General features: G+C 35.6%; 18 protein-coding genes and 1 tRNA gene. 9 read left to right on the forward strand and 10 right to left on the reverse strand.

What is annotated here, in order from left to right:
* Positions 1-3 precede the first annotated feature (3 nt).
* A complete protein-coding gene (locus tag IEV35_RS08745; RefSeq protein WP_188384295.1) occupies positions 4-891 on the forward strand; it encodes an RluA family pseudouridine synthase in 888 nt (295 codons plus the stop codon).
* On the opposite strand, the gene prpE is transcribed toward IEV35_RS08745, so the two are convergent.
* Both prpE and IEV35_RS08755 read right to left on the reverse strand, forming a co-directional pair.
* Complete coding sequence (prpE, locus tag IEV35_RS08750; RefSeq protein WP_188384296.1) at positions 888-1,634, reverse strand: bis(5'-nucleosyl)-tetraphosphatase PrpE; 747 nt, start codon at positions 1,632-1,634, stop codon at positions 888-890. The two genes, IEV35_RS08745 and prpE, sit on opposite strands and share 4 nt — an antisense overlap.
* 50 nt (positions 1,635-1,684) lie before the next feature.
* On the reverse strand, positions 1,685-2,860 hold the full coding sequence (locus IEV35_RS08755; protein ID WP_188384297.1) for an FtsW/RodA/SpoVE family cell cycle protein: 1,176 nt from the start codon (positions 2,858-2,860) through the stop codon (positions 1,685-1,687).
* A 163-nt stretch (positions 2,861-3,023) separates the two neighbouring features.
* Between IEV35_RS08755 and mgtE the strand changes: the two genes are divergently transcribed.
* Together mgtE and IEV35_RS08765 are read left to right on the forward strand one after the other, a co-directional pair.
* Positions 3,024-4,385 carry a magnesium transporter gene (gene mgtE, locus IEV35_RS08760; RefSeq protein ID WP_188384298.1) on the forward strand — a complete coding sequence of 454 codons (1,362 nt, stop codon included), beginning with the start codon at positions 3,024-3,026 and terminating at the stop codon, positions 4,383-4,385.
* A 154-nt stretch (positions 4,386-4,539) separates the two neighbouring features.
* The gene (locus IEV35_RS08765) at positions 4,540-5,061 is read left to right on the forward strand and encodes a CotO family spore coat protein (protein WP_188384299.1); all 522 of its coding nucleotides are present in this window, start codon (positions 4,540-4,542) and stop codon (positions 5,059-5,061) included.
* Between the two features lie 77 nt (positions 5,062-5,138).
* Here IEV35_RS08765 and IEV35_RS08770 read toward each other — a convergent pair whose 3' ends face one another.
* The gene (locus IEV35_RS08770) at positions 5,139-5,606 is read right to left on the reverse strand and encodes a CotY/CotZ family spore coat protein (RefSeq protein WP_188384300.1); all 468 of its coding nucleotides are present in this window, start codon (positions 5,604-5,606) and stop codon (positions 5,139-5,141) included.
* A 197-nt stretch (positions 5,607-5,803) separates the two neighbouring features.
* On the opposite strand from IEV35_RS08770, the gene IEV35_RS08775 reads away from it, so the two are divergent.
* From IEV35_RS08775 to IEV35_RS08785, 3 genes are all read left to right on the forward strand, one after another.
* On the forward strand, positions 5,804-6,001 hold the full coding sequence (locus IEV35_RS08775) for a hypothetical protein (protein WP_188384301.1): 198 nt from the start codon (positions 5,804-5,806) through the stop codon (positions 5,999-6,001).
* Between the two features lie 65 nt (positions 6,002-6,066).
* A complete protein-coding gene (locus IEV35_RS08780; RefSeq protein WP_188384302.1) occupies positions 6,067-6,261 on the forward strand; it encodes a hypothetical protein in 195 nt (64 codons plus the stop codon).
* A 73-nt stretch (positions 6,262-6,334) separates the two neighbouring features.
* Complete coding sequence (locus IEV35_RS08785) at positions 6,335-6,598, forward strand: hypothetical protein (RefSeq protein WP_188384303.1); 264 nt, start codon at positions 6,335-6,337, stop codon at positions 6,596-6,598.
* A 40-nt stretch (positions 6,599-6,638) separates the two neighbouring features.
* Here the strand turns inward: IEV35_RS08785 and IEV35_RS08790 are convergent, their stop codons facing one another.
* The 7 genes from IEV35_RS08790 to IEV35_RS08820 form a co-directional block, all read right to left on the reverse strand.
* Entirely contained in the window at positions 6,639-7,340 is a 702-nt protein-coding gene (locus IEV35_RS08790; RefSeq protein ID WP_373284719.1) for a YetF domain-containing protein, read from the reverse strand.
* Between the two features lie 851 nt (positions 7,341-8,191).
* Complete coding sequence (locus IEV35_RS08795) at positions 8,192-8,617, reverse strand: GNAT family N-acetyltransferase (protein WP_188384304.1); 426 nt, start codon at positions 8,615-8,617, stop codon at positions 8,192-8,194.
* The gene (locus tag IEV35_RS08800; protein ID WP_188384305.1) at positions 8,614-9,132 is read right to left on the reverse strand and encodes a YjcG family protein; all 519 of its coding nucleotides are present in this window, start codon (positions 9,130-9,132) and stop codon (positions 8,614-8,616) included. The genes IEV35_RS08795 and IEV35_RS08800 overlap by 4 nt, the downstream gene beginning before the upstream one ends.
* A 113-nt stretch (positions 9,133-9,245) precedes the next feature.
* Positions 9,246-9,977 (reverse strand): alpha/beta hydrolase, encoded by a 732-nt coding sequence (locus tag IEV35_RS08805; RefSeq protein ID WP_188384306.1) that lies wholly within the window; start codon positions 9,975-9,977, stop codon positions 9,246-9,248.
* A gap of 152 nt (positions 9,978-10,129) precedes the next feature.
* Positions 10,130-11,965, reverse strand: a complete 1,836-nt coding sequence (locus IEV35_RS08810) for an ABC transporter ATP-binding protein (RefSeq protein ID WP_188384307.1) — start codon at positions 11,963-11,965, stop codon at positions 10,130-10,132.
* Complete coding sequence (locus IEV35_RS08815; protein ID WP_188384308.1) at positions 11,955-13,685, reverse strand: ABC transporter ATP-binding protein; 1,731 nt, start codon at positions 13,683-13,685, stop codon at positions 11,955-11,957. Before IEV35_RS08815 ends, IEV35_RS08810 begins: the two co-directional genes overlap by 11 nt.
* Before the next feature lie 717 nt (positions 13,686-14,402).
* On the reverse strand, positions 14,403-16,085 hold the full coding sequence (locus IEV35_RS08820) for a DUF2207 domain-containing protein (RefSeq protein WP_188384309.1): 1,683 nt from the start codon (positions 16,083-16,085) through the stop codon (positions 14,403-14,405).
* 140 nt (positions 16,086-16,225) lie between these two features.
* Here IEV35_RS08820 and IEV35_RS08825 point away from each other — a divergent pair.
* From IEV35_RS08825 to IEV35_RS08835, 3 genes are all read left to right on the forward strand, one after another.
* Positions 16,226-16,298 (forward strand) — tRNA-Val (locus IEV35_RS08825).
* A gap of 286 nt (positions 16,299-16,584) precedes the next feature.
* Complete coding sequence (locus tag IEV35_RS08830) at positions 16,585-16,860, forward strand: (2Fe-2S)-binding protein (RefSeq protein ID WP_188384310.1); 276 nt, start codon at positions 16,585-16,587, stop codon at positions 16,858-16,860.
* The gene (locus tag IEV35_RS08835) at positions 16,850-17,230 is read left to right on the forward strand and encodes a (2Fe-2S)-binding protein (RefSeq protein WP_188384311.1); all 381 of its coding nucleotides are present in this window, start codon (positions 16,850-16,852) and stop codon (positions 17,228-17,230) included. The genes IEV35_RS08830 and IEV35_RS08835 overlap by 11 nt, the downstream gene beginning before the upstream one ends.

Consider the following 17,230-nt stretch of genomic DNA (forward strand, 5'->3'; position numbering starts at 1 on the left):
AAAATGAAATGGACAATACAAGAAGTGCATACAGGGATGATACTTAGAGATTATTTACGAAATGAGCAAGGCTTTTCTAGAAGAATTCTGAAAAGCCTTATTTATGATGGCGGAAAAATTTGTGTGAATGACAAGGAAGAAAATTTGCGCTATGTTTTACAAACAGGTGACACAATCTCTCTGGAATTCCCACTTGAGATAAAAGGGAACCATATGAAGGCGGAAAATGTTCCAATTGAAATTGTTTATGAAGATAACGACGTACTTGTTATTAATAAACAAGCTGGTGTTGCAACCATTCCATCGTTACATCATCCGTCTGGTACGATCGCCAACGGAGTCTTATACCATTATGAACAACATCATATCCCATATACGATTCACGTCGTGACAAGACTTGATCGTGATACATCTGGATTACTATTAATCGCTAAACACCGATATAGTCATTCCATCCTATCTAAAGCACAAAAAGCTGGACAAGTAAAACGTACCTATTATGCAGTTATACAAGGTGTCTTGGCGAATTTAAAAGGAACGATTGACGAAAATATTGGAAGAAAAGAGGATTCTATTGTTGAAAGGATGGTACGAAGTGATGGCCAAAGGGCGATTACCCACTACGAAGTAATGAAAGACAATAGTATTCACTCTTTAGTTAAGGTACAACTAGAAACTGGAAGAACTCATCAAATTCGCGTCCATTTTTCCTATATTGGTCATCCATTAGCTGGAGATGATCTTTATGGAGGAAAAAAAGATGTTATTTATCGTCAGGCACTACATTGTTATCAATTAGAGTTTGAGCATCCTCTAACAAAGAAAAGGTTAGTATTTGCTTCCCGCTTACCAGAAGATATGAAAAAGATCCTGCCAGATGAACTTGTTTAATCATCTGGAAAGGATCTGAATTTTTCTTCTTGAAATGGTAGACTCGAAGGAACAGCTATTGTTTTTTCTTCTGGTAGTCGGAAGGCAGTTAACTGATTTCCAAATACACAACCAGTATCAATGTTTATCGTTTTATTGACAATTCTTGGACGTAGTATTGGTGTGTGTCCATATACAATCCACTGGTCCCCATCGTAATGCTGTGCCCAGTCCCTGCGAATTGGTTTCCCTGATTCATCAAACTTTCCTGTAATATCTCCATAAAGGACAAATGTCTTTACTTTCTTATCGTTCCGGCCTATATACGATTTTTTAATGCCAGCATGAGCGATGACGGCATTTGCTTCTGGAAGATTAAGGTATAAAGGTGCTTCCTCATAGAGTCGCATGAATTGATTTTGTATATGCCCTTTTTTCTTCACATCAAGGGATTCATATTCTGCCACTGTCGTTTCTAATCCATGTTTTTGCTGAACCTTATTTCCTAAGAAAAATCGATATAATTTATTACAGTGATTTCCGGGAACGTATTTTGCCTTTTTATGTGTTATCACCATTTCATATACTAGCTGAATGACGTTAAGTGAGTCAGGTCCACGGTCCGTCAAGTCACCAACAAAGACAGGAATCCGGCCTTTGGGATGGATGTAAATTCCTTGTTCCAAGTTGTAACCGAGTTCTTCAAACAACATACAAAGTTCATCATAGCACCCATGAATATCCCCAATAACATCAATTTTCATCATGATCACCTCACAAAAGGAAAGCGAGAATATTATTTGCTATTCTCGCCTTATTCAAACATATAACTTTTCGTTCGGGAATGAATATTCAATGCAATACCAATTGCCATTAAATATGTGAGTGTCGAGCTTCCTCCGTAACTTAAGAATGGTAGTGGTAATCCAGTAATCGGAAGTAATTGAATAGACATTCCAATGTTTTGGAAGATTTGAAAGGCAAACATACCAACCATTCCTGTTACAATATAACTTCCGTAACTATCATTACTTTGTATTGCAATATGAATAAGTCGATAGATTAACAAGAAGAACAGGGTAACGACAATACTCGAACCAATAAAGCCAAATTGTTCAGCTACTGCAGTGAAAATCATATCAGTATGACGTTCTGGTACAAAGACTTGCATCATTTCGATCCCTTTACCAAATAATTGCCCCGAACCTATAGCCATCATTGCTCGAATCAATTGGTAGCCTGAATCAGAATATTGCTCAGGATTTAACCAACCGTAAAATCGACCCGATACATGTTTAAATAACGATTCTTCTAAAAAAACTGCAATTGTATTTGGGAAAAGGAAGTAAGCGGCAATAATGATGCCAACAGATCCAATTGTTATTAGGATAATGGTGAAAATAAGTCGCCACCTAATTCCAGATACTAAGATCATAGCTCCTGTAATTGCAGATAAAACTAAAAAGGTACCTAAGTCCGGTTGAACTGCAATAAGTCCCATTGGTGGTGCAGCTACAATTAATATTTTGGACAATAACCAAAGGTCGCTCTTTGTTGTTTGTGTAACATACTTCTGGTTATGGACATACATAACATGTGCTAAGGCTAGAATTAATATAACTTTCATAATTTCTGCAGGTTGTAATGTACCAAGTACTGGAAATGAAAACCAACCATATGCACCTTTTACATTTGGAATGATTGCAGAAAATAATCCGAAAAACCTTCTTAAGAATAGCATAAATAACATAATCATTCCGACACCGTATAATACCCAAGTCAGCTGTCTAAACCGGTCATAATCGATAAGCATGATCAATGCAATTACAATACTTCCGCCGACATACCAAACGATTTGTTTTTCCGTAAAGTTTTGACCTTGTAATTTTGCTGGAAGTGTTGGTTCTACGGTATATAATGTAAACACACTCACAATGCCAAGTAGTAATATTATCGATATTAATGTATAATCGAGTTTATTTGTATTCATTCGTTATCATTACTTTCTGTATAATCTTCCTTTATAAAGTTTACACGATTTTAGCTAATTAATTAAGCATTAAATTATTATATCACTTTTTATCATGGTTAGCTCTGATTTAATATAGGGTATAGTATAACTAATATATAAACAGAACGAAGGGGGACTAAGCATGGAAAATTTAGACGAAAAGATTGAAGTACACTTCGAAAAACTTAAAGAAAGCTTAGCCAATGAAAATATTAATGCGTTCAGAACAAATTTTTTGGACATGCATCCTTATGATCAAGCTGAATTTTTTATAGAGATAGAGCCATCTGATCGTATGTTGATTTATAGTTATCTTTCACCTGAAGAACTTGCTGCAATGATGGAACATATTGAATTGGAAGATATACAGCCGTTTTTTGTTGAAATGGATCTAAACTATGCCTCTATGGTTTTAGGTGAGATGGCAACAGATGATGCAGTTGATATCTTGAATGAAATGGATAAAGATAAGGTTGTAAGCTACTTAACAATTATGGATGAAGAAGAAGCTGATGAAATAAAGGATCTTCTTCATTATGAAGAAAAAACTGCTGGTAGTATTATGACAACTGAATTCATTTCAGTTAACAAAACACAAACCGTTAAAGAAACAATGGTCCAGCTAAAAAAAGAAGGACCCGATGCAGAAACTATTTATTATTTATATGTTGTTGATGAGGAAAAAAAACTTGTTGGGGTACTTTCTTTACGAGATTTAATTATTTCAGATGATGATGTAAAGATAGCTGAACTATTAAATGAAAATGTGTTTTATGTCTCTGTAGCAGAAGACCAGGAAGAAGTTGCACAGATTATGCGAGATTATGACTTTTTAGCTGTTCCGGTCGTAGATTTTCAAAAGCATTTATTAGGGATTATTACAGTGGATGATATATTAGATGTTATTGATGAAGAAGCTAGTGAGGACTATTCATTACTTGCAGGTATCTCTGATGTGGACCGACCAGATATAAATCCACTTACAGCAGCAAAGAAGCGGTTGCCATGGTTAATTATCTTACTATTTCTCGGTCTATTAACAGCAAGTCTTATTGGGCAGTTTGAAGAAACATTAAGCAAAGTAACGATTCTTTCCATTTTTATTCCGTTAATCGCTGGTATGGCAGGAAATACAGGTACACAAGCCTTAGCCGTTGCTGTTAGAGGATTAGCAACAGGGGAATATGAGACAGATGGTAAATTCAAATTAATCCTCAGAGAAGCTGGGACAGGACTTATTACAGGGACGGTTTGCGGATTAATTATTACAATCGTTATATTTTTATGGCAACAAAACTTATACTTAGGCATTTTAGTAGGCTTGTCGATTATGGCAACATTAATTATTGCTACATTAGCAGGTTCATTAATTCCATTGTTAATGCATCGAATGAATATCGATCCAGCTGTCGCATCTGGTCCATTTATCACAACAATTAATGACATTATCTCCGTGTTAATTTACTTTGGATTGGCAACTACTTTTATGGGTCTGTTGTTATAGAATAGGAGCAGGAAGAACCGTGTAGTATGTTCTTCCTGTTTTTTATACTCAGGTAGCAATCTTGTATAAAAACTTCTGCACTAGGCATTTACACATATTAATTTACAATTACATATACTGTCATGATGATTGAACTAGAAAGGAGAATTACATCGTGACTAATAAAAGGAAATTTGCCAATGAGCCATTAATGTATATCCATCAACCGAATCAAAATAAACCAACAGCCCCAATGCAACATCAATATTTATCCCCTAAGAAATCGAATGTTACCGCTCCTAGCAATGAAGTGGAAAAAAAAACGAATCAGCAACCAATTAAAAGAAGACGTCCTTTAAGCTCATTTCATAATGGAGCTGCAGAAGAAGCTGCCAACAAGGTAAAAAAGAGATATCCAGCAGAACCACAAATGGAATCGTCCTCCTCAACTGATAATGAACTAGATATGGAAGAAAAAAAGAAATTTAAAGATATGACGAAAGATGAAAAGATAAAATACTTTCTTAATACACCCGATTATTTACCGAGAATGCGTTGTGAAGTATTAACAGAGGGTAAGAAATATCGTGGAGTTATCCAAAGCTATGAGGAGCAAGTTGTACGGATGAGAGTAGGAAGAAGATCGGTTTATATTAATGATGAGGAAATTATGGATATCTTACTTCTCGGATTTTAATAAGTAACTGAAAATGAAATAAACACCATGGAACAATTCCATGGTGTTTACTCAAACAACTAATATAGTTGTTCGTATTAGTCAAATACGCTAATAGCTGGTAAGCAAGTAACGTGACAGAAACAAGTTAAGTCAACAGTGATACAGATACCAGTGTTTTCTAAGTTACCAGTAAATTGTGCACAAGGATCTGTTACACAATCTTGGTCTTTTGGATCACGTAGTAATTCTAATACTGCACAGCAATCATCATCAACTGTTTTAACTCGGAAGTAGAAGCTTGATTTAATGTCGTGAATACGACCTCTTTTAGCTCCGTATCCTTTGAATGGTTTACCATCACACTTGTTATAAAGCAATACAGGAACTGTGTCTAAACCTGTGCCTGGATCTGTTTCACCTAACAAATCATTAATTGATTGCTCACAACTACTGTCACAGCAATTTTCTATAACGTCATTCTGAGCGTCTACAATATCACGAAGAACCTCACAAACACAATTTCCTGTCTGTGCACCTTCAACTCTACCATGGCCACAACCCATGAAACATTCTCCTTTCTTTAATTAACTTACTTTCTTTAATAGAATATGTGCGATGTGTCATTCGGTGTGGGCACATGTACGATTTTTTGTGTTACTTATCTAGAGGAAAAATGATAAGAATAAGGGCTTTTGACCATACGTTAAGAAAATAGTTACATAGACTAATATCGAGCAAATATCATGAGGGAGAGATTGCTATGTCTGATGGGAAACGAGTAATCCGCGTAAAAGATCTTGTTATTGAAGCAGAAAATGTTATTATTAAGCCGAAAAATCGTCCATTTGATCCTATATTGGGAGGAAGAAGCCAAGAAGACCGTTTTGAATCAAGTAATCGCGAAAGTTCTGAACGGAGAGATGATGACCGAGACAGAGGACCATTCTCCTGGATATAATTAATACGTCATAACATTGCAGCATTAGCTGCATTTTTTTTTGACTGAAAAAGCGGGGGAAGATGATGGATAAAGAAAAACTTATTAAAAATCTTGGGATAATCGAGAAACATTTAGCAAAAAATGAAAAATGGTTAAATAAGCCTGAAGAAAAAATACGTACATTTGAAAAAGAAATGGTCGAATGGAACAGTCGATTTATGAAAACAATCAATGAAATTGAATCATGGATGAAGGAATTGGAAAAAAGGATGGAATAATTCTTGAATAACAGACATAAAATAGTAAGATAATTCGAATATTTTTAATGAACCAGTTGAAGGAGGTATTAATGTGGGATATATATTACCTATTCAACAACATGAGTATACGGATTATCAAAAAAGGATGTTTGTTAAGAGAAGGAACATTGAGGCTGTTAAGAAAACGTATAAAACTGAGTTACAATTATCCTATGAAGAGTTAAAACGTGAGAAGGATAACCCTAATCAGCCCGTTGCATTAAGACAGAGGGAATTATACAACGAGCAGGCATCTACAGAAGAGATATTGATTGAACTTACAGGCCTAGGTAAGCATATAAATGAACGGATATAATAAAACCCGCTACGAATGTGTAGCGGGTTTTATAATGAAATTATTTTTTTGGTTTTCCTCTATTTACATACGGTAATACTAACATTTCTTCATCTTTTAAGTACTCTGCATAAAATACATCTTCTACTCGATCAAAACCTTGCTCTTTTAATTCTTCCATTAACCATTCCTCAGTTAAATTCTTTTCCTCTAAATTATCATATATAATTTCCCCATCATTAATTAATGTAACGGAAAGATTTGTTGGTTGTGGAGCAAGTTTCATATCTTTTCTTGTTGGATTTTGAAAATCTGATTTCTTCATCACAGAAATGGTCCCATTCGTTTCTAATATCGCATATTCTACTTCACGAAGGGTGAAGATGTCTTTTTCACGTAGTAAATGTTGTAACTGATTGACATCTAATTTATTTTTTTTCATCACATCACGAATTAGTTTACCTCTGCGAATTACAATTTCTGGTTGTCCTTCCAGTAAAGCACGAGTTCCTTTAAACTTTTGGGTAATAATTTCTATGACATATAATAGTGCGCCCCATAAAAAAAGAACATAAGCCATTTCCATTATCCCGGCCTTATCATCAAACAATGCATTTCCAACAAGCTCACCAAGAATAATAGCTGAAATAAAATCAAAAGCAGTAAGTTGGGAAATTTGCGTTTTTCCAAGAATTTTTGTTAATGCATATAAGGCAACGAAACCAAAAATAGTGTCAACAAACATTTGAGAATAGGATAGCACTTTAAATGTCCCCTTTCCAAGTTTAGTTTTACCAACATGAATGAAGTCATTCATTTATAGTAGGGGACAAGGAGATGATTCGTGCTCATAAGGAGAAAAAAATAAGTAGTCTCTTGCGTGTGATGAGTACCTGAAGGAAGAGAAATTATGGAGCAACGGTCACTCATACGCTTGATGAGTGCCCGAAGGAAGAAAATTTAGGCGGTAACGGTCACTCATATGCCTGATGAGTGACCGAAGGAAGAAAAAATAAGTAGTAACGGTCACTCATATGCCTGATGAGTGCCCAAAGGAAGAGAAATAATGGAGCAACGGTCACTCATACGCTTGATGAGTGCCCGAAGGAAGAAAAATTAGGCGGTAACGGTCACTCATATGTTTGGTGAGTGCCCAAAGGAAGAAAAATTAGGCGGTAACGGTCACTCATATGCCTGATGAGTGCCCGAAGGAAGAGAAATTTAGGCGGTAACGGTCACTCATAGGCCTGATGAGTGCCCGAAGAGAGAAAAAATAAGTAGTAACGGTCACTCATATGCCTAATGAGTGCCCGAAGGAAGAGAAATTAGGCGGTAACGGTCACTCATACGCTTGATGAGTGCCCGAAGGAAGAGAAAATAAGTAGTAACGGTCACTCATATGCCTGATGAATGCCCGAGGGAAGAGAAAATTAAGTAGTAACGTCACTCATATGCCTGATGAGTGCCCAAAGGAATAAAAATCAGATAATAACGGTCACACTACGTTATTAAGGATCTTCAATTTTCAATAAAACTAATAAACATCATAAAAACAAGTATGTGAACCCCAAATGATAGGTTTCACATACTTGTTATTCTAGAACCTAAATTCTTTTAACTTAACTCTTTAATCATCGTTACATGTGGAATGCCTGCATCAAGAAACTCGTCAGATACAGTTTGATAGCCGAGTTTTTGATAAAAGTCTTCTGCATGTGTTTGTGCATTTAATTTTGCTTTTAGATAACCTTTTTCCTTAATAATCATTTCCATCTCATGGATAATTGCTTTACCAATCGATTTTCCACGGTATTCTTTAAGGACACAGATTCTTTCTAACTTACCATATTCCTCTACGAAGCGAAGTCTACTTGCAGCAACTGGACGATCATTCTCATAACCAATAAAATGGATAGCTACATCTTCGTACTCATCAATTTCTATGTCCATCGGTACGTTTTGCTCGTCTACAAAAACTTCTTTTCGAACGAGAAAAGCATGCTCTTTTTCTTCCGGTGTCGTTACTTCTTTAATGATCATAACAGTTCCTTTCCAAATACAAATGTTTCTAAAACGGTCCATGAACCATTTTCTAATTGATATAGGAGTTGAAAACGATCTACTTCTTCTTCAAATTGAAAGCTTCTCATCTTTAATCTGCCAAAAATATCCGAGTATTCATCATCAAGCAATTTTTGACCGATTGTAATATGTGGCACAAAAGCAAAGCGTTTGTTTTGGGGAAACTTACCTGTATGAAGTTTCTCGTATAGTTCTGTTAAACTCGGTTCTGGTTCGACTTTTAAATAGATTGTGTTAGTTACAGGAACAAAAGAACTAGCTTTATTTATACGAATAGTAAAAGGCTTTGTTTCATTTGCGACACGTTTCATCTCAGGAATTAATTCATCAATCATATCATCATCGGCATCGAATGCTTCCTTGATAGTAATATGTGGTGGAATTAAAGGGTAGTGTGGGTCATACCGCTTACGATAAGAATTAGCTTCATCTTGTATTTCTTTTGATGGAAAAATTGCAATACCGTATTTCATGTCATAACCTCCTATTTAATGTTAGAAATGTTCATTTCATCTGTTACTCTTAATGTAAAACAAATTGTTTCACAATGAAAGTTTTTTTTACTAAATTATAAGAAAATAGTTAGTTAATCCTCATTGAAAATTGCTTTTAAGGCATTTTCCATATCATTTTGCCAATATTTCCACGTATGTTCTCCATCCGGGATTTCTTTATAAAAATATGTTAATCCTTTTTGTTCAAGTAATTCTTTTAATTTACGATTAGGTGTTAGAAAATCAACTTCAGGTTCTTTTGTTGTATGAACAGCTGTCTCTGCCGTTCCTATTGTATGGTATATTTCAAGAGAGTGGAGGTTTGTTGCTTTTTCTACGATATCTAGCACAACATCATCCACTAGTGGTGATTGAATAATAACTTTTCCAAATGTATTTGGGTATCTCACCGCCATCGTTAAGGCTAGAGTACCAGCTAAGGAATCTCCCATTAATGCACGGGTTCCGCCCATGTGGTAAGTTGGAAGAATATCATCCAATAATGGAACTACTTCCTTCATTAAAAATTTACTATATGCATCATATTGCTCACCTGATGGGTGGTATTTTTTTAATCGATCATAACGATCTTTATAATGTATTCCAATAAAGACAGTGTTTTCTATTTCTGCATCATCATGTAAACGGTCACTAAATGTTGCAACCCGTCCCATTTGATAATAATCATTACCGTCTTGCATAATACATAGATGGTATTTATATAACGGAGAAAAAGATTCCGGTTGGTAAATCTTTAAGACAAGTGTTTCACCTAAGAAATTACTATTAATTTCTTTTTCTAGCATTTTTCCTTTTCTAGCCAAGTTATTCACCCCATTAGTATGTCCATTCCACTAGCTCGACATCATGCTAGCTTTATGTCTTAAGCTTATTAAAAATATAGAGGAAGTCAAGTAGATAGAGTATGGCTACCATAATCTAAAAATGGGGGAGAGTGCCCCCATTCATATAATTATTAACTTCCGACTACCTCTTTTAGTTGACCTTTATATAAGTCATAATAGTTTTGTTTCAGTTCTAATAATTCTTCATGATTTCCTTTTTCTAAAATATGACCATGTTCCAGCATAACGATTTGATCTGCTTCTTGAATCGTGTTTAGACGATGAGCAATAATGAAACTAGTTCTGCCTTTCATTAATTCTTGAAGTGCTTCTTGAATCTTAAGTTCTGTAATGGTATCAATATTACTTGTTGCTTCATCTAGAATTAAAATAGTTGGTTCTGCAATAAATGCTCTTGCAATCGTTAATAACTGCTTTTGTCCTTGACTGATTCCACTGCCATCTTGATCAAGAATTGTATCGTAACCATTAGGGAGTTTTTCAATGAAATCATGTGCATTTGCTTTTTTGGCAGCTTCCATTACTTCTTCATCACTCGCATGTAAACGACCATAACGAATATTTTCTCGTATAGTGTTATGGAAGAGGAAGGAGTCTTGTAATACAAATGCCATATGCGAACGTAAACTCTTCCTAGTAATATCTTTTAAATCAATACCATCCAGTGTGATTTTACCCCCGTCATAATTATAAAAACGAGAAATTAGGTTAATAATCGTCGTTTTACCAGCACCAGTATGCCCTACAAAAGCAACAGATTGACCGGGCTTAGCTTCAAAGGAAACCTTATCAATAATAGTTTCTTCTTCATAAGCAAAGGATACATTTTCAAATTTAAAATGTCCTTTTGTTTCCTTTAACTCGATAGCTTTATCTTCATCTAATTCTTCTTCATCTTCATCGATAACATTAAATACTCTTTCCGCACCAGCTACTGCAGAAAGTAGTAAGTTGAATTGGTTAGAAAGTTCGTTTAATGGACGAGTAAATTGACGGGCATATTCTGCGAAAATAACAATAATACCTACAGATACAAGCCCCTCTGTATTTACCACTAAAATACCACCGACAAGTGCAATCATTCCGAAGCTTAAAAAGTTAAGCATATTCATAACTTTTGGTATAAAACCAGCAATCGTTAATGCCCAAAATCCGGAATGCTTTAAATCTTTATTTCTAACTTCGAATTCATCAATAACCCGATCTTCTTGTGAATATGTCTTTACAACATGCTGCCCAGAAACGGTTTCTTCTACATAACCATTCAATTCCCCCAGACGTTTTTGTTGCAACTTATATAATGGACCAGTACGACGTGTAATCCATCTAGTAGCAAAAAACATGACTGGAACAATTGACATCGTTACGACAGTTAGAATGGGACTTAAATAAATCATAACCGCTATAGTACCTACTAATGTTAAAACACTAGAGAATACTTGAATCACTGATTGGTTCAAAGTGTTATTGACATTATCAATATCATTCGTAATACGACTCATTAACTCTCCGTGTTGCCTTTTATCAAAATAGGCAATTGGTAAGCGATGGAATTTATGAAAGAGTTCTGTACGTAAATCATATACGGTATTTTGTGCAATTCCTACCATGAAAAAGCTTTGCAGGAAAACAGATAGTGAGTTTAATATATACACTGCAATTAAGCCGATAACGAGTAACCCTAATCCATCTACTGCTTTTTTAACAATAAAATTATCAATTGCCATCCCAACCATGTATGGGCCAAGTAAGCTCATTGCAGAACTAATAACGACCATAAGTACTACAAGCCATAATCGCATTTTTTCACGTGCGAGGTAAGACCATATTCGTTTAATTGTTCCCCATGTGTTCTTTGCACGTTTTTTTGTAACTTCCTCGGAAATATTCTCAATTGGAATTTTCTCATATTGAAAGGGAGCTTTTAACTGCTGTTTAACGGACATCTGGATACTCCTTTCCAAATTGTGATTCCACAATTCGTTGATACAACTCAGATTCTTTTAGTAATTCTTCATGTGTTCCAATAGATAACATCTTTCCTTCATCGAGAAGCAGGATTCGATCTGCTTTCATCGCAGTAGAAATCTTTTGAGTAATGATGAAAAGGGTGTTTAAATCATCTTGAATCGCTTCGAGTAATCTTGCCTCTGTAGCTAAGTCTAGGGCACTCGTACTGTCATCAAGCATAAGAATTCTTGGTTTCCTAATTAATGCTCTTGCAATAGAGATACGCTGCTTTTGTCCCCCAGATAAGTTGACCCCTTTTTGCCCAATTTGTGTTTGGTATTGATTCGGTAAGTCCATTATTGTTTGATGGATTTGCGCATCACTTGCCGCTTTTAATACTTCATCATGGGTTGCGTTATCTTTTCCCCAAGCAATATTATCAATAATAGGACCACTGAAAAGAAGTGGACTTTGTGGAACATATCCGATACTTTTCCGTAGGTTATCTAATTTATAAGAAGAGATCGGTTTATCGTCAATATATAATTCCCCATATGTTGTGTCATATAACCTAGGGATAAGCTGGAATAGGGAAGACTTTCCTGAACCGGTTGCTCCGATAATCGCTAGCTTTTCTCCAGGTTTAACAGTAAATGAAATGTCTCGTAGCACATAATCATCAGATGTAGGGTATTTAAAGGAAACATGTTTAAATTCTACTTTTCCATCGATAACCTTTTGCTTATCATCTGCATCCTCTTTATCCAATAGGTCCACTTCTTCGTCGAGCAATTCCCCAATTCTTTCTGCTGAAGCTTTCGTCCGTGAAAGTGCCATAATGATAAATGAGAACATCGATATTGCCATAGCAACACGCATCGCATAGTTAACGATTGCTACAACATCCCCGACGTCTGCCGTACCAGCAATGGATTGAGTATTACCGAACCAAATGATCGCAATAATACTTAAGTTCATCACAAATAGTAGTATTGGCATGGAAGCTTCAATAAAACGGAATGTAAATCGAGTAGTATCACGTAAATCAGTATTAGCCTCTTCAAAACGATCTTGTTCATGATTTCGTCTGAAAAATGCTTTAATTAGTCGCATCCCAGCAAGGTTCTCTTGCATCACTTGGTTAACATTATCAATTTTCTCTTGAACACGACTAAATAATTTCGATGCTTTCTTAAGTACCCATAATAAAAATCCAATTAAAACTGGTACAGAAATTAAGAAAATAATAGCAAGTCTTGGATTAACGATAAAGGCCATAATTACTCCACCTAAAGCAAGTAGTGGTGCTTTAGCCATAATTCGTAGAGCCATGAAAATCGTGTTTTGAATTTGTCGAACATCATTTGTAAATAGAGTCATCAAATGTGATGTTGCAAAACGATTTAAGTTAGCAAACGAGAATTCTTGTATTTTACGAAATAATCGCTCACGAATGTCATATGCAAACCCCCAGCTAACGTGGGATGCAAAGAATGAGTTCGTAATACCAGTAATAAATGAGAAAAGTGCCATTGCTATCATGATACTTCCCCACATTACGATATTGTTTAAGTCACCATTCTGAATTCCATAATCAATCATCTTCCCTAAAAAGAAGGGGAGAAGTAAGTCGACAGCAAGTTCCACGAGCATTAATAAAAATGCAATAACTGCAGTCAATTTGTACGGCTTTAAAAAAGAAAAAACAGATCTCACGAAAAATGTACCCCCATTGTTGGAATTGTAAATCTTTTTACAATATAAAAATATAATCGCTATTTTATTATAAAGGATAAACAAGATTAGTTCCAAGAATTTATTTCGTGTTTCGAATGAATTTTGTGAATGTGGTGATAGGAGTGGGAGTTTGTTGATTGGTAATCATTAAAATACTTGGGGCTTAAGGCAGGGTAACTCCTGTGATGGTCGCATACTTTGAGTTTATGGTAGGATAAGCGCTGTACAAGGGCACATACCATCCGGGCAAGGGCACATACATGAGTTAAAAGGGTACATACCATCCGGGCAAGAGCACATACTCGAGTTAAAAGGGAGCATACCAGCCGAGCAAGGTCACAAACTTGAGGTAAAAGGGTACATACCATCCGGGCAAGGGCACATACTCGAGTTATAAGGGTGCATAGCAGCCGGACAAGGGCACATACTCGAGGTGTAAGGGGACATATCAGCCGAGCAAGGTCACAAACTTGAGGTAAAAGGGTACATACCAACTGGGCAAGGGCACATACTCGAGTTAAAAGGGAGCATACCACCTAGGCAAGGACACATACATGAGATATAAGGTCACATCACTCCTAGAATGGTGAGTATACTTGGAATCCAATGATAGTATCTAAACACGATTAAGACCATTCTCTACTAATCCAATAGAAAAACCCTCTCCTTATAAAGAGAGAGGGAATCTAATAGATATTAAAATGCGCCGGATCCTCCACCGCCACCACCAACTCCTGTACCTGTGAAGGTGGTCGTAGTAGTAGATGACTCAGCAGAAACATTCGAGACAGAACCAAAATTCACACTGGCTAATGTGGAAAGTGTTATTAGTTGTAGCACTAAATAAGAAGAATCATCTTGAATAGATGCATCCTTTTTAATTAACGATTTGTTAATGTCCACTAGCTTTTTGTCCTTCATGCCAGTTGAAAATAAAAGTGCACGTTCTTTATCATCTTTAGATAAGTTATACCAATGATTAGTTTGAATGGTAGAGAAGTTTTCTTTAAATTGTTTCCACTCATGTTTAATTAGTTTTCCTTCTACTGTCCTTACTTTAAATAGGAATGAAAAGAACAATAGAGCAAACATCATAATTAAAGCAAAGAAAAGCCACATGAATAACTGATAAAGACCTAGTAAAATCATGAATGGTATTAGAAATAAACTAGTAATGCCTATAAACCAACGCAGTTTTGTAAAGTTATGAAATAGTTGATGAGAATTAATTTCTTGTACTAATGCACCTTGATACATGGATAGATCATTATATAAGCTTTTCTTATTTAAAGCGCTTTTCATATAGTGTTCTAATTTTTCAAATGTGAAAATTCCATTCTCACCAATTTTCTTAAATAACAAGTGAATGAGTTGTCTTTCATGCTCGTATTCAGTCTTTGAATTTACGAGGGTATACGTATCTTTTTCAGTCACTTTTATATTTCCTTTTCGTACTAAATCCATCATACCGATTGTCAACATATCACCAAAGTCTACCATTGCGTTTCTTAAATGATATATAGTTGCAGGCATACTCATTCGTTCTTTCGGAATGACGGACTGGCTAGCTTGTCGCTCCACCTCTCGGAGAATGGTATGTTTTTTCCTCCAAGCAAAGAATAGTAATAGCAATAAAAACAGACCAAATGAACCAATTACAAATGGTGCTACTTTGTCCAAATTCCCTTGCCATTCGAGGAAGTCTAATTGCTTATCTTTGAGTTCTTGTTGTTCTTGTAAGAGAGTGTGTTGAATAGATTCGTTATGAGTTATGGCAGCAGAAAAAATAGAACGATCATATGCCACACGAATATCTCCATTTTGACCACTTTCAACAAGTCCAAGCTGGAAGGTAACTACTCCATTATTATCTATCTGCTGATTCCCATAAGCAGCATCATATCCAAAGGCAATAGTATCGCTTGTTGCTGCTGGTGGATGTACAGTGATGGTGAGATTCTCATAGTCTGATTCATTATTGGAATCAAAAAATGGCCAATAAAATTGAACCATATCCGTATAAACTTCAACGCCATCAATGATTACGTAGTTAAGCTCAATTGTAATAGACTCATCTTCGCCACTACGATAGATTTTATACGTTTCGTCGTCTAGTCTAACTTTGAGTGAATTGCCATTTTCTATAGCTTTAAAATCTTTAATGGTAGCTCCCTTCTTCGGGTAAATTGTACGTGTGATTCCATTAAAATCTCCGTCAAAATCATACGTATGGGATTCGACAACGTGTACATCTCCGTTTCCTTGAAGGTAAGCATCAATGTTTGTTTTATTAATAGTAAAATCAACTGCTAAAATCTGCATTGGAAAAATTAGCAGTCCGATAATAACAATAGTAAAAAGTCCAATTACTTTTTTCATACGATCCCTCACTTTCATTACTATTATATACGGAAAAGGGATGATTATGGTTTCATCTGAAAGAGATTTGGAGGGGAATGAAGAGATTTTCATTGACAGTTTATAGTAGACTTCATATAATTAATCTACAATTATAATACGATTCCGTAGCTCAGCAGGGAGAGCGCCACCTTGACAGGGTGGAGGTCGTTGGTTCGAGCCCAATCGGAATCACTAAAAAGAAGGCCTAAATTCCATATAGTTTATGGAACTTAGGCTTTTTCTTATCTAAAATAATATTTACTTGTATTTATTCAAATAACATATACAAAACTAATTATCTCATAATTATTAATTTTATTGATTTAATTAAAAGAAAAGCATAATATTGGATTATAGGAAAGTATTAAAGATTCAGGATATCTAATTGTTATAAAGTAAGCGCTTTCAAAAACTAGTAAACAACTAATCTCTATTGATTTGTTGTTAATACATAAATCAATCAACAAGGAGGTTCAACATGAAAGACACTATTATATGTCGATGTGAAGAAATTACTCTGGGTGACTTAGAGGAAATAGCTAAAAAACATAATAGTTCTGCTCGGGAAATTAAGTTATTATCACGAGCTGGGATGGGATTTTGTGGTGGGCGAACGTGTCGACCAGCGATTGATAAAATATTAACGAACATAACGAAGGAGAATCCATCTGATGCACTTCCGTTAAAGGTTGCTCCTCCAGTAAGACCAATTTCATTAACTGATTTAGGAGGTTTCGGAAAAGATGACGAATAGAATTGTGGATCATCCTGTGTTAGGGAAGTTGGAAGAAAGGCAAAAAGTACAATTTGAATTTGATGGGAAGACATACGAAGGCTATGAAAACGATACAATTGCATCTGCTCTTTTAGCACATGGAATTCGTACATTGCGTAAACACGAAGAATCAGGTAATCCGCGTGGGATTTATTGTAATATCGGACATTGTTTTGAATGTCGGGTAACGGTCAATGGGGAAACAAATGTCCGTGCATGTCTTACACCAATTAAAGCAAATATGATTGTGGAAAGTGGACAAGTTCAGCCACACCCACTTAATCCTTCTCAAGAGGGTGACATACCGAAAACGTATGCTGAATACTTGGAGCAGGAGGGACGCGGGTAA

The organism is Ornithinibacillus halotolerans, assembly GCF_014637405.1.
Classification (GTDB): Bacteria; Bacillota; Bacilli; order Bacillales; family Amphibacillaceae; genus Ornithinibacillus; species Ornithinibacillus halotolerans.